This is a genomic window from Thermostichus sp. OS-CIW-30 (assembly GCF_054060215.1).
In genome coordinates this window covers 1-13,175 of the sequence record NZ_JBSSCZ010000013.1, presented here as the reverse complement: position 1 = coordinate 13,175, position 13,175 = coordinate 1, and the positions used below count along the sequence as shown (strand labels likewise).

Here is a 13,175-nt window from a genome sequence, read left to right as displayed (position 1 = left end):
GGAAAAGTAGACAATTGGGCAATCTATCCGTAGTCCGCTGACCTGCTGTCGCGATGGTGCTATGCCTCCGGCACCCTACCGGGAACCGCACCGCTTCGCGATACGCTGAATAAGATGGGTTGCAGTGGCCCCTTATAATTTTTTCTGGGTTCTCTGCCGCAATTGACCTCACAGCTTTTTCCGGCGACACTTGCTACAGCCAATGCAGAGATATCTACTTGGTTATAGGGATCCCACCTATCTTGCAGAACTTCATGAAACTTAGAAAAAGCGGTACCCCTCTCCTAGCGCACCATGGCTTTGCAACTTGAACCCGCCAGCCCGCCAGAAGTGGCCGTTTATCAGCCCTATTACGCCGTTGCCCGCCGACAGTACCTAGCCCTCGCGGTGGGCCTCTACAAAAAAGCCAGCCTGGAAGGGCAGAGGGCCATCGAGGGAGAGGGGCCTGTCCGCTTCTTGGCCAGTTGGCACATGTCCCCGTTGCCCTCGGATCTGACGGTGGTTCAGGTGATCTTTGCTCAGGATGCAGATCTCACCTATCAGCTCTCCATTGCCAACTACGAGTTTGTGGATTATCTGATTGATGTCGTCTCTTTGGTGCAGCGCGGACAACAGCCGGATTTCTCCACCGCCTTTTACAAGAAACTGATGCGATATGAAGATTGATCTGGGTTGCTCAGCCACCATCACTCTCTACGACACCACACTGCGGGATGGGGCCCAGCGAGAGGGGCTATCGTTGTCGGTGCAAGACAAGTTACAGATTGCCAAGCTGTTGGATCGGCTGGGGATCCCGTTTATTGAAGGGGGCTGGCCAGGAGCCAATCCCAAGGATGTGCAGTTTTTCTGGCAGATGCGGGAAGAGCCCCTAGAGCAAGCCGAGCTGGTGGCTTTTTGTTCTACCCGCAAGCCGGGGCGGCGGGCGGCAGACGATCCCATGCTGCAGGCCATTTTGGCGGCGGGCACCCGCTATATAACCGTCTTCGGCAAGTCTTGGGATCTCCACGTCACCGAGGGCCTGGGCACCACGCTGCAGGAAAACCTGGCCATGATCCGCGACACCATTGCCTATCTGCGATCCCAGGGGCGGCGGGTCATCTACGATGCCGAGCACTGGTTCGACGCCTACCGCCACAACCCCGACTATGCCCTGCAAACCCTAGCGGCAGCGGCGGCGGCGGGGGCGGAGTGGCTGGTTCTCTGCGATACCAACGGCGGATCCCTGCCCCACGAGATTGCGGCGATCACGGCAGCTGTCTTGGCAGAATCCCATCACCTGCAGCACTTGCCCCTAGGGATCCACACCCACAACGACTCCGGCACTGCTGTGGCCAATGCCCTGGCGGCGGTGCAGGCAGGGGCGCGCATGGTGCAGGGCACCATCAACGGCTATGGGGAACGCTGCGGCAATGCCGACCTGTGCAGCGTCATTCCCAACTTGCAACTGAAGCTGGGCTATCGCTGTCTGCCGCAAGAGAAGCTGCAACACCTGACGGAGATCTCCCGCTCCATCAGCGAGGTGGTCAATTTGGCCCCGGATGACCATGCGCCGTTTGTGGGCCTATCGGCCTTTGCCCACAAGGGTGGGATCCACGTCAGCGCCGTTCAGAAAAACCCTCTCACCTACGAGCACATCGCCCCCGAGCAAGTGGGCAACTGTCGCCGCATCGTGGTCTCAGAACAGGCGGGGCTGAGCAACATTCTCCACAAAATGGCCGGATTCGGGATCCGGCTGGACAAGTCGGATCCACAGGCGCGCTTGATTTTGGAGCGGCTGAAAACTTTGGAGCTGCAGGGCTATCAGTTTGAGGCGGCTGAGGCCAGCTTTGAGCTGTTGGTGAGGGGGTTGTTGGGTCAGCGCTCGCATCCGTTTGAAGTGCTCAGCTTCAACGTGACGACCACCACCCGCTCCGATTGGAACAGCAAAGACTGGGATCCCAGTGGCGAGGCAACGGATGTGCAATCGTTGGCGGCGGTGAAAATCGCGGTGCAGGGGCAGACTCGGGTGACGGCGGCGGAAGGCAATGGGCCGGTGGCCGCTCTGGATGGGGCGTTGCGCAAGGCGCTGCTGGAGTTCTATCCCCAACTGGAGGCGATTCACCTGTCTGATTACAAGGTGCGCATTTTGGATGGGCGAGCCGGCACCTCGGCCAAAACGCGCGTGCTGGTGGAGTTTAGCGACGGTCACCGCCGTTGGACAACGGTGGGGGTTTCCACCAACATCATCGAAGCCTCCTGTCGGGCCTTGGTGGAGGGCTTGGAGTACAGCCTGCTGCCGCCCAGCTCCCCCTTGCCCGCTTCTGCAGAGCACCGTTCTAACGACTCCGTCCGAGTAGCGCAAACGGCAATGGCCGCACCAGCGGCCTCTTCTTGACTATGGCCTACAGCTCGATGAGGATCATCGGCCTGACGGGCGGAGTGGGCACGGGCAAATCCACGGTGGCCCGCATCCTGGAGCAGCACGGGATCCCAGTAGCCGATGCAGATCAAATGGCCCGCCAGGCCTTGGCGGTGGGATCCCCCATTCGCGAGCGGGTACTGGAACGCTATGGGAAGGTCATCCAAACACCCTCCGGGGATCTGGATCGCCGGCGGTTGGGCCAGATCGTGTTTGCAGATGCCGCTGAGCGGGCTTGGCTAGAGGCCCAAATCCACCCTTTCGTTAGAGCTCAACTGCAAGATTTTCTGTCCGCGTTGGCGGAGCAGAGCTCTAAAGTCCATGGGGTGCCGCTTGAGGAAGAGCCTGCCTCCCAAAAGCGTAGCGGGGTAGGATTTTCTTCTGGGCAGGGATCCCAAACCGTTTGTCTGATGATCCCGTTGCTGTTTGAAGCCCACATGGAAAATTGGGCCAGCGAGATTTGGGTGGTGACTTGCACCCCAGAGCAGCAGCGGCAACGCCTTGCCCGCCGGGATCCCCTGACGCCGGAAGAAATCGAAGCTCGCATTGCCAGCCAGTGGCCTTTGGCGGAAAAAGTGCGCCGTGCAGACGTGGTGCTGGACAACTCCGGATCCCTGGCCGAGCTGGAAGCCCAGGTGAAGCAAGCTTTGGCGTCGGCGGGCCAGAGGCCATTTGCCTCACCCCCGCGGGCCGGATACAGTGACGGGTAGGGTCTGGTGGGACGGATCCCTTGGTATCCATGTACGGATGGGTTGAGGGAGAAACGATGCAGGAAGCAGGTTGCATCGGCAAGACGGAGTTTGCCCAAGCTCTGGCTGCGCGGGAGCAGGAAATCCAGCTTTTGCGAGAGCGCAATCGCATCTTGCAGGGCCAGGTAGACCTTCTGGAGCTGCGCCAAGAAAAGCAACACCGACAAATTCGCAGCTATGAGGCGGAGATTGAGCAGCTTTACCAAGAGAAGCAGTTGCTGGAGCAGATGATTCAAGAGTTGCCAGAGCTCTACCGGCGCAAGCTGCAAGCCCGCCTGCAGCCCATCCGCCAGCGCATCGCCGCCATCCAGGCAGAGAATCGCCAGCTCAGGAAGGAGGTGTATCAGCTCAGCTACCGCGTGCAGCACATAGATCAGCTCGACTCGCCCGGCTGGATCCAGCTTCCCTCTCTGCGTCGCCGGGATCCCAAGTCCTCAGCGGAGCGGAGCACAAAAGCTCTGCCGGTCTCCCCCCCTGGTGTCCAGCCCTGCTCTTGATGGGCAGGGAGGGATCCCGCCATCGAGAAGCCAGAATAGGGGAGCCCCGGTGGGATCGCGTCAGCAGAGCAGAGCTCTTGCGCGGTTCCGGTTGGGGCGCTGCTTGCTTGGAGATCCCGGAAATGGCCACCGCTGGCAACTATGAACCCCTGCATTTAAAATACCGCCCGCAGCGCTTTGCCGATGTGGTCGGCCAAGGAGCGGTGGTGCAAACGCTGGCCAATGCCATCCGGCTGGGGCGGGTGGCGCCTGCCTATTTGTTCTGCGGGCCGCGGGGCACGGGAAAAACCTCCAGCGCCCGCATCTTGGCCAAGTCTTTGAATTGTGAACAGGGGCCGACGCCGGATCCCTGCCAGGCGTGCAGCCAATGCCGCGCCATCACTGCGGGAGCCTCCCTGGATGTTCTCGAGATTGACGCGGCCAGCAACACCGGCGTAGACAACATCCGCGAGCTGATCGAGCGGGCCCAGTTTGCCCCGGTGAACAGCCGCTACAAAGTCTATGTCATCGACGAGTGCCACATGCTCAGCAATGCGGCCTTCAACGCCTTGCTGAAAACTCTTGAAGAGCCGCCCCCCCGCGTGGTATTTGTCCTGGCCACCACTGACCCGCAGCGGGTTTTGCCCACCATTGTTTCCCGCTGTCAGCGGTTTGACTTCCGCCGCATCCCCCTCGACGACATGGTGGCCCACCTGGGCAAGATCGCCGCCCAAGAAGGGATCCCTATCACGCCAGAGGCGCTGCAACTGGTGGCCCAACTTTCCCAAGGGGGCCTGAGGGACGCCGAACGCCTGCTGGACCAGCTCAGCCTCTTGGAAGGATCCATCACCCCTGAAGCCGTTTGGGACTTGGTGGGAGGGATCCCGGAACAGCAGCTTTTGGCTCTGATGGATGCGCTGCTGGCTCAGGATGTGCAGGCGGTGCTCAGCCAAACTCGGCAATTGTTGGAGCGGGGCAAAGAGCCCTTAGCCCTGTTGCAGAACTTGGTGGCCCTTTACCGGGATCTGCTGCTGGTCAAGACAGCCCCCCAGCAACGGGAGTTGGTGGCTGTAACGGACTCCACCTGGGCAGCCCTGCAGCAACGGGCCCCTCGCTACTCGGTGGAGATACTGCTGGCAGCCCAGAGCCATCTGCGCCAGTGTGAGCCGCAAATTCGTCAAAGCGGACAGCCCCAACTGTGGTTGGAAATTGCCCTAGTGGATCTGCTGGGCCAGCTGCGCCCAAGCATGGTGGCTGAGGATTCAGCGGAACGGAGTCCTTTCCCAGCCCTTGACCTATCTCCTGCACCCCAGAGAACTCCCCCGGACGGGACAGCCCCTCCGGCCCCTGCTGCGACCATCAGCCCATCAAGCCCATCAACTGTTGGTGAGATAGATGAATTAACTGTTGGGCCTTCAGCCTCCCCTGCTGTTGCGTCGAGCCAGAAGGCAGATCGCGCTACTCGGACGGAGTCCTCGGAGCAGCCCAGAGAACCGGCAAGGGACGCCGCCACAGTCAAGCTGCTGCGCCCCCACTGGGACGAGTTCCTCAAGCGCCTCTCTCCCCTCACCAAGGCTCTGATGGGATCCGGCCACCTGCACCAAGAGACTCCTGAAGCAATTACCCTCGCCTTTCCCAGCAAGGGTCTGGTGGAAAAAGTGCGCAGCAAAGAAGCCGAACTGCGGTCGGTGCTCCACAACCTGCTGCAGCGCCCTGTGCAGCTCAACTTGATTGTGCAGCGCTCCAGCGGGCCGCATGTTTCCATTCGCGTCAGCGGTGCGGAGTCCTCGGCACTGCTCAGCCGAGAAACAGACCTGCCCCCCGCCCCCGTGGCCCCGGATCCTGTCACCACGCCGGGGTTGCAGAGCGATAGCACCAACAGTCGTGCTTCCTCAAGGGAGCCCAGAGCAGAACCGCAGAGCCACGGCCTTGCCCGGCGACAGCAACATTCCCCTTCTGACTCCAACCCACCTTCGCCAGAGCCTGAGCGGGACAATCCTATGGGTGGCCCCAAGGTGGCCGGCTTGGCAACCCAAGGACTTTCTCCCGCCGGTGCGAACAAAGTGCTCCGCACCGCTGTCGCGACCGATTCTCCAAGTCGTGCAGAGCGCCGCGACACCCTGCACGGTGGGCAGTCCTTCGAGCTAACCCAGGAGCTGGCGGAGATTGCCCGCTGTTTTGCCGACCACTTCAACGGCAGCTTGGTGGATTTGGAAGGGGTGTTGGAGTCTGACGTGACGGGATCCACGGAAGAGCTCTCCTCAATAGAGGCTATAGAAGCCGAGGGATCCCCTGACCTGCTCTCCGGTGAGACCTACGGCTCGCCAACAGGAGCAGAGCCGTCCGCGTCAGCGGGGCGGAGTCCTCATCCCGTAGACTTTCCCAATGCAGTAAGGAATCCGTCCTACCGGCGTGAGCAGTCTTCTCAGCTTGCCGTTCGCCTCAGCGGGACGGAGTCCTTGGAGGAGGAGGTGCCTTTTTAAGCGCTATCTAGCGCTATCTTAAGTTTGATAAAGCCAGCCTCATCTTGCCGACGATGACCTTCCCCATCTCTCCCTTAATTCGCTGCGCTGTGCAGGCTCTGTACTGGGGACTGGTTCTGCCCCTACCCATCCTGCTGGCTCGGCAACAGGCAACACCTCTTGAGCTGGGATCCCTTTGGATTGCTCTGCTGCTGGGATGGGGGGTAGTCCTGGGATCCCTGAGCCAGCAGATTCAGTTGGACGAAGAGGGCATGCAGGCCACCTACCCCAGTTGGGTGCCGCCTTTTGTGCGGCAGGAGTGGCAGATCCGGTGGGCCGATATCGAGCGCATTGAGCCCCGCTCCACCAGCCAGGGTGGTATGGTGTATTACTTGGTCAGCCGAGGGGGGGATCGCGTACTTTTGCCGATGCGGGTAGCTGGGTTCAAGCGCCTGTTGGCTGAGATTCGACGGCACGCTCAACTGGAGATTGGCGGGCTGCGCCCCTACGTTCAGCCTTGGATGTACGGCCTTCTTGGATGTTTTGCTCTGCTTCTGTTGCTCTGGGATGGGATGGTCGCCATCTGGGTCTGGGCAAGTTCGGTGGGAACCTAGCGCAACCACAGACGGTTCCGGGTCTAGCCATCCCGACAGGGATCCCAGCTCCAGCGGGCGGTTGCAGTCCAGATCCCGCCCACGCCCTTCTGCGCAAGCGTTGCGGAGCAGCAGGATGGAAATTTGGAGCAGGTTGGAAATGAGCTCCTCCGCTGGGGCGGTGGGGGTATCCTGAGAGCAGTGGAACTTAGCCCCCTCTTGCCAGCTCTTCCCCTTCGCGACAGCGGTGCGGAGCACTTTGTCTGGGATCCCTGCTGCCCCTTCTCTGGAGAGGTTGAGTCTTGAGCAGGTCAACCTCTCCGCCTCTTCGCTGGCCCTGCTGGACCATTGCCCCCGCCTGTTTCGCTATGTATACCTGGAGCGGTTGATCTGGCCCGCTGCCAGTGTTTTTGAGCACGAGCTGGAGCAGAGGCGCGGACGGCAGTTTCACCGTTTGGTGGAGTGGCACAGCCGCGGGCGGCAGGTGGAGCCGCGTTTGTCTGCCCTGGATGAAGTGGTGCAGCAGTGGTGGCAGGTGTTCTTGGCCAGCTCCCATGCCCATCCCCAGGGACGGGTGTTGGCGGAGTTGCCCCTGTGGCAACGGATTGAGGGCTTTAAGTTGATAGCCCGTTTGGATCGGCTGGTGATTATCCCCGGATCCCTGCACATCCTGGACTGGAAAACTGAGCGTCAACGTCCTCGCGATGCACAGTTGGCCCAAGACTGGCAGGTGCGCCTTTACCCTCTGCTGCTCTGCGAGGTGGCCCAGCAGCTGCCCCTGGAAGGCCCTTTTGAGCCGGAGCAGGTGCAACTGACCTTTTGGTATGTGCAACATCCGCAGCAGCCCTTCCACCGGTATTACAGCGCCGCCGCCTATGAGCAAGACCTGGCCCACCTAAGAGCCACTCTGAACCACCTGCGGCAACTGGAGGCGCAAGACTTTCCCATGACCCCCCACACTGAGCGCTGCAACAGTTGTCTGTTTCGCTCCCGCTGCCATGGGCTGCTACCGGAAGGGATCCCCTCTCAAGACCTCACGGATTGGGTCTGGCCAATGCAGGAGCCCGCGACACCTGCGGATCCCATCGCCGATACTTATTGAGGGCCGGGGCAGGAGCTGTTTTGGCAGGAGCTGTTTTGGCAGCAACCCATGCATACCCTATTATGGGGCCATTCGCGATAGCGAGACGGAGTCCTTTGTTCCCAACGTTTCCCATCTGGAAAGGCTACGGCCAGGGATCCCCGTTTGCAGGGCTGAGCGTGGAACTGGTGCCCCTGGTGTGGAGGATAACTGCAATTTTCTCGGAGACTTGCATACTGGGTTAGATGGTTTTATCAGCGCTGTCAACTGTGATCGCGAGTGTCATCTCCAGTACTTCCACCGTCCGGGATCCCGACTGGGATGTAGAAGTGGCGGGCCTCTACAAGCGTTTTGGCGATTTTGTGGCCCTCAATGGCATTGAGCTGAACATCCGGCGGGGGGAATTTTTCGGCCTGCTGGGCCCTTCCGGCTGCGGCAAGACCACCCTGCTGCGCATCCTGGCCGGCCTGGAGATGGCCGATGCTGGGGAAGTGGTGATTCGAGGTCGCCCGGTGGGCCACCTGCCCGCCCACAAGCGCAACGTCAACACGGTGTTTCAGAGCTATGCCCTTTTCCCTTTTATGACGGTGGAGGACAACATCGCCTTCGGCCTGCGCATGCGGGGTGTGCGGGGAGAAGCTCTGCGCAAGCGGGTAGCGGCTGCTATGGAATTGGTGGAGATTGCAGCTCTGGCCAAGCGGAAGCCCCATGAGCTGTCGGGGGGACAGCAGCAGCGGGTGGCCTTGGCTCGGGCTTTGGTGAACGAGCCGGAAGTGCTCTTGTTGGATGAGCCGCTGTCGGCGTTGGATGCCAAGTTGCGCAAGCAGCTTCAGGTGCAGTTGTGCGAGTTGCAGCGCCGCCTGGGCATGACCTTTATTTTCGTTACCCACGACCAAGAAGAGGCTTTGGTGACCAGCGACCGGGTGGCGGTGATGCGGGCGGGGCGCATTGAGCAAGTGGGCCTTATCGATGAGGTGTACGAGCGCCCGGCGACGGCCTTCGTAGCCGACTTTTTAGGGGCCAGCAACCTGATCGAGGGGATCGCCTGTGGGACGGACTGTGTGGATACGCCCTTGGGAAAGCTGAAGGTCTTGGGGATCCCGGCCAGCTCGGAACCGGTGCAATTGGCCATTCGCCCGGAAAAGATCCAGCTCTCTCGCAGCGGCTGGGATCTGCTGCCCAACCAGGTGCCGGTGCGGGTGGAAAACCTCATCTACACTGGGGCTGAGAACCAATACCTGTTGCGGACAAACCAAGGTCAGCAGCTCAAGGCCACGGCCCTCAACACCGATATTGAGGATGCAGGGTTTGAGATCGGCGCAGCGCTGGTGGCCCACCTACCCCCGAAAAGCCTAATCCGTTTGCGACCGGATCCCCGTCAGGAGGAGACTGGATGTTGAAGCTGCCATCTCCTGTGGGCAAGTGGATCCCTGGCCAAGCCCAGGTGCGATTTGGGGAGCTGCTCACCCCTTGGCAGGAGCTGGGACGCAGCCTGATTTTTGCTGGGCCAGGGGTGCTGTGGGTGATGTTTTTTCTGGTGCTGCCGGGGCTGTTGCTGTTGGTGTGCAGCTTTCTCAGCCGCGGGGAGTTTGGCCAGATTCAACTGCCCCTGACCCTGGAGAACTATCTGCGCATTCTCGGCTTTGGCCCCTTGGGATGGACGCCCATCTACTGGCAGATCTTGGGCCGCAGCCTGCTGGTGGCGGGGGTGACCACCTTTTTTTGCGTGCTGCTGGCCTACCCATTGGCTTTCTTCATTGCCGCCCACCCACCCCGACAACGGGATCTGTTGCTCACCTTGGTGGTGGTGCCCTTTTGGACGAACCTGGTGATCCGCACCTACGCCTGGATGGTGGTGCTGGCCCCGGAAGGGTGGCCGGCTCGCTTGGCGGCCTGGCTGGGCTGGATCCCACCGCAAACGGCTCTGTATCCCAGTTGGCTGGCGGTTTATCTGGGCATGGTCTACACGTTTTTGCCCTACATGGTCTTGCCCCTGTACACGGCGGTGGAGCGCATCGATTGGCGGCTGGCGGAAGCGGCACGGGATCTCTATGCCAAGGGTTGGCAGGTCTTTTGGTGGGTGCTTCTGCCCCAGACCTTGCCTGGACTGGCGGCGGGCCTCATTCTGGTGGGGATCCCGGCTTTCGGCATGTTCGTAGTGCCGGATTTGTTGGGGGGCAGCAAAACGCTGTTGATCGGGAATGTGATTCAGTTGCAGTTTGGCTCCAGCCTGGACTATCCTTTCGGGGCGGCCCTCAGCTTTTTGGTTACCGGCCTCACCCTGGGGTTGATCTACGCCTACAGCCGGTATGTTGGCACCCGCAGCCTAGAACATCTGGTTTGAGGAGCTGCTGTGGGCCTTGAGCAAAGCCGCCAGTTGCTTGCGCATCAGGATCCCGGGCTTATCGGTGAGCATGTGCTGCTCGGCGCTGAGGGTGAGGGGCACGTCGGGATCCGTGGTCTCCAAAATGGCTTTGTCTTCCAGGGTCACGGCCCGGTCAAAGCGGATAACCTCGGCGGCTGGGGTATCGGCTTCGGTGTCGTTGCGCAAACAAAACTGCACCACTTGGGAGGCTCGGTCGTTGATGGGGGTGGGGATGTTGACGATGACATGGCTGCGGCCATTGGGGTAGCGGATGTGAAGGTGGTTGGTGAAGGGCAAATGCCAGGTTGAAGTGGTGGTGCGCTCGGTTTTGGCGGCAGCAATGCCCAGGTTTTTTTGTTGCAGCTCTGGGTTGGCTACACCGAGCACTGTGCGGGTGCGGATCCCGTAGTCCAGCTCCTCGACCTCGAAGTGGCTGGGTACCAAGTCTTCCATACTGCCAAAGGTGTTCTGGTGTACAAAGCTGATGTGGGCGGCGTCGAACTCGTTCTCGCAGATGCGCAAACTGGCACATTCCCAGCGTTCGTAGAACTCGTGGATGAGCCGGTAACTGGGATCCTCAGCTTCTGGGATGACCGGGATCCCCCGTAGAGGCTGGGGATGCAAGCACACCCAAGCATAGCCATAGCGGGCCTGGCAGAGATAGGCGGGAATGCGGTAGCTCTCTGGGATGCGGGCCTGATCCGGCAGTTGCGGCACTTTGACACAGGCTCCCGTGCCATCGAACTCCCACCCATGGTAGGGGCAGCGGATATGGCCATCACAGACGATTCCCTTGGACAATTGGGCCGACCGATGACAGCAGCGATCTGCAACTGCCTGGGGCTGTCCGGCTTTGTCCAGCCAAAGGACGATCCTCTCTCCCAGCAGCTCAAAAGGTTGCGGGGATCCCTGCTCCAATCGGCTGAGGGGCATCACCGGGTACCAAAAGCGCCGAAAGACAGGATGCTGGGTCACCAACATGGCAAAACCATCTTTATCGTATGGCCGGATTCTGTATAGCAAATTCGTGAATTCGGTTCCGTAGCCCGCGCCACAATCTCTATTTGGGGATCTTGCAGATCTGGGCAAACTCATTCCCAGGGGAGCTCAACTCATGGGGAAACCCTAGAACCTCTGGTACGGTAAAGATACTGATCTTGCGTTTGAGTTTCCAGAGGGATCCCTTGACCTCAACTTTGCCTTCTCAGACCCTCTTGCAGGCTCTGTACACCCCTTCCCCTGCTTGGGATGCCATCGTCATCGGTGCTGGGATCGGGGGATTGGTCGCGGCCAGCCAGTTGGCTGCCAAAGGATACCGTGTGCTGGTGCTGGAAAAATACCTCATTCCAGGGGGCAGTGCCGGCTACTTTGAGCGTCCGGATCCCTTAGGCAACGGGATCTACCGCTTTGACGTGGGCGCTTCCATGATCTTTGGATTGGGCACCCAAGGCACCACTAACTTGCTGACACGGGCTTTGGCAGCGGTGGGCCAGTCCATAGACTCTATCCCCGATCCGGTGCAGATTGCCTACCACCTGCCCAAGGGGCTGAATCCCCGAGTACACCGGGATTACGAGCAGTTTTTGCAGGAGCTATCCGGCTACTTTCCCCGGGAAGCCGCCGGCATTCGCCGGTTCTACGATAGCCTGTGGCCCATCTTCAACAGCCTCAATGCCATGGAGCTGCTCTCGTTGGAGGAGTGGGGCTATCTATTTCGTTCTTTTGTGAGCAATCCCCTCGGCTGCCTGACCTTGGCGCGCTATTTGCCGGTGAATGTGGGCCAGGTAGCGCGGCGCTGTCTGCGGGATCCGGATTTGCTGCGCTTTGTGGACATGGAGTGCTACTGCTGGTCGGTGGTGCCGGCGGATCGCACGCCCATCATCAATGCCGGGATGGTGTTTTGTGACCGACACTACGGCGGTGTCAACTATCCCAAAGGGGGGGTGGGGCAGATCGCCCAAAAGCTGGCCCAGGGACTAGAGGCCCATGGCGGGCAGATCCGCTACAAAGCACCCGTGCGGCGGATCCTGGAAGAAAGAGGTCGGGCGGTGGGCGTAGAACTGGCCAGCGGGGAAAAGCTCTTTGCCCGCACAATCATCTCCAATGCCACCCGCTGGGACACCTTTGAGCGCCTATGGCCGGGATCCCTGCCCAGGGCGGAGCGGCAGTGGCAAAAACGCTACCAGCAATCCCCTAGCTTTTTAAGCTTGCACCTGGGGGTGCGGGCCGAGGCCCTGTCCGGCGAACGCTATTGTCACCACATTCTCCTGGAAGATTGGGATCAGATGGAGGCTGAGCAGGGCACCCTTTTCGTCTCCGTCCCCACCCTGTTGGATCCCGACCTGGCTCCCCCGGGCCGCCACATTGTTCATGCCTTTACCCCCAGTTGGATATCCACCTGGCAAGGGTTAAGCCCAAGCCAGTACCAGACCCAGAAACAGCAAGCCGCCGACCGGCTTATCCGCCGCCTGGAGGCCCTTTGGCCCCAACTGGGATCCCACATTGAACTGAAGGAGATAGGCACCCCCCGCACCCACCGCCGCTTTTTGAGCCGCAGCAACGGCACCTATGGGCCTATCCCCAGCCGGGATCCCTGGGGCTTGCTGGGCATGCCTTTCAATCGCACCGCCATCCCCAACTTGTACTGCGTGGGGGATAGCACCTTCCCCGGCCAAGGGCTCAATGCCGTTGCCTTCTCCGGCTTTGCCTGCGCCCACCGAGTGGCAGCGGATTTGGTTTAGGTTGCCCTTATCCTTGCTACTCCCTTCTCCCTCTGGGAGAGGGGCAGGGGATGAGGGTTGAGCGGCGCAGAGGGTTTGGGAGGCAGTTGATGGTCAATTCAAACAACAATGAGACGCTAGCCAGTAAGATAGCGTCCGTTCCCGAAAGCAGGCTGTAGGCCTTTGAATCAGGACATTGTCCAGAATCAACACAGATGTCCTCTTCAAACTCGGTATTCAGCTAGAAATCGCAGGAGCCCCGCACTGTACCCGTAGGGTCACTGCCGGGAGGAATGCGCTTTGATGAAGTACAATGAACTTATGAGCCAAG

Annotated in this window: 11 protein-coding genes; 10 read left to right on the top strand and 1 reads right to left on the bottom strand. The window is 60.4% G+C overall.

The window, feature by feature from the left end:
- The first annotated feature begins 294 nt into the window (after positions 1-294).
- The 9 genes from ebsA to ACVWZF_RS06890 all read left to right on the top strand — a co-directional run bounded on the left by ebsA (position 295) and on the right by ACVWZF_RS06890 (position 10,103).
- On the top strand, positions 295-666 hold the full coding sequence (ebsA, locus tag ACVWZF_RS06930; protein WP_011432932.1) for a type IV pilus biogenesis protein EbsA: 372 nt from the start codon (positions 295-297) through the stop codon (positions 664-666).
- Positions 656-2,374 carry a citramalate synthase gene (gene cimA / locus ACVWZF_RS06925; RefSeq protein WP_011432931.1) on the top strand — a complete coding sequence of 573 codons (1,719 nt, stop codon included), beginning with the start codon at positions 656-658 and terminating at the stop codon, positions 2,372-2,374. Before ebsA ends, cimA begins: the two co-directional genes overlap by 11 nt.
- Before the next feature lie 17 nt (positions 2,375-2,391).
- Positions 2,392-3,108: a dephospho-CoA kinase gene (gene coaE, locus ACVWZF_RS06920; RefSeq protein ID WP_011432930.1), complete on the top strand. Its 717-nt coding sequence runs from the start codon at positions 2,392-2,394 to the stop codon at positions 3,106-3,108.
- Positions 3,109-3,164: 56 nt separating this feature from the next.
- Positions 3,165-3,644, top strand: coding sequence for a hypothetical protein (locus ACVWZF_RS06915; protein WP_011432929.1), 480 nt, complete (start codon positions 3,165-3,167; stop codon positions 3,642-3,644).
- 122 nt (positions 3,645-3,766) lie between these two features.
- Positions 3,767-6,106: a DNA polymerase III subunit gamma/tau gene (locus ACVWZF_RS06910; protein ID WP_011432928.1), complete on the top strand. Its 2,340-nt coding sequence runs from the start codon at positions 3,767-3,769 to the stop codon at positions 6,104-6,106.
- Positions 6,107-6,159: 53 nt separating this feature from the next.
- Positions 6,160-6,699, top strand: coding sequence for a hypothetical protein (locus ACVWZF_RS06905; RefSeq protein ID WP_041436409.1), 540 nt, complete (start codon positions 6,160-6,162; stop codon positions 6,697-6,699).
- 226 nt (positions 6,700-6,925) lie between these two features.
- Positions 6,926-7,780 carry a PD-(D/E)XK nuclease family protein gene (locus ACVWZF_RS06900; protein WP_011432926.1) on the top strand — a complete coding sequence of 285 codons (855 nt, stop codon included), beginning with the start codon at positions 6,926-6,928 and terminating at the stop codon, positions 7,778-7,780.
- Positions 7,781-8,019: 239 nt separating this feature from the next.
- Positions 8,020-9,159, top strand: coding sequence for an ABC transporter ATP-binding protein (locus ACVWZF_RS06895; protein ID WP_148202818.1), 1,140 nt, complete (start codon positions 8,020-8,022; stop codon positions 9,157-9,159).
- Positions 9,153-10,103: an ABC transporter permease gene (locus ACVWZF_RS06890; RefSeq protein WP_011432924.1), complete on the top strand. Its 951-nt coding sequence runs from the start codon at positions 9,153-9,155 to the stop codon at positions 10,101-10,103. The genes ACVWZF_RS06895 and ACVWZF_RS06890 overlap by 7 nt, the downstream gene beginning before the upstream one ends.
- Here ACVWZF_RS06890 and ACVWZF_RS06885 read toward each other — a convergent pair.
- Positions 10,086-11,105, bottom strand: coding sequence for an aromatic ring-hydroxylating dioxygenase subunit alpha (locus tag ACVWZF_RS06885; RefSeq protein ID WP_011432923.1), 1,020 nt, complete (start codon positions 11,103-11,105; stop codon positions 10,086-10,088). The genes ACVWZF_RS06890 and ACVWZF_RS06885 overlap by 18 nt on opposite strands.
- Before the next feature lie 203 nt (positions 11,106-11,308).
- Here ACVWZF_RS06885 and crtH point away from each other — a divergent pair, with 203 nt between their 5' ends.
- The gene (gene crtH / locus ACVWZF_RS06880; RefSeq protein WP_457411164.1) at positions 11,309-12,865 is read left to right on the top strand and encodes a carotenoid isomerase; all 1,557 of its coding nucleotides are present in this window, start codon (positions 11,309-11,311) and stop codon (positions 12,863-12,865) included.
- Positions 12,866-13,175 lie beyond the last annotated feature (310 nt).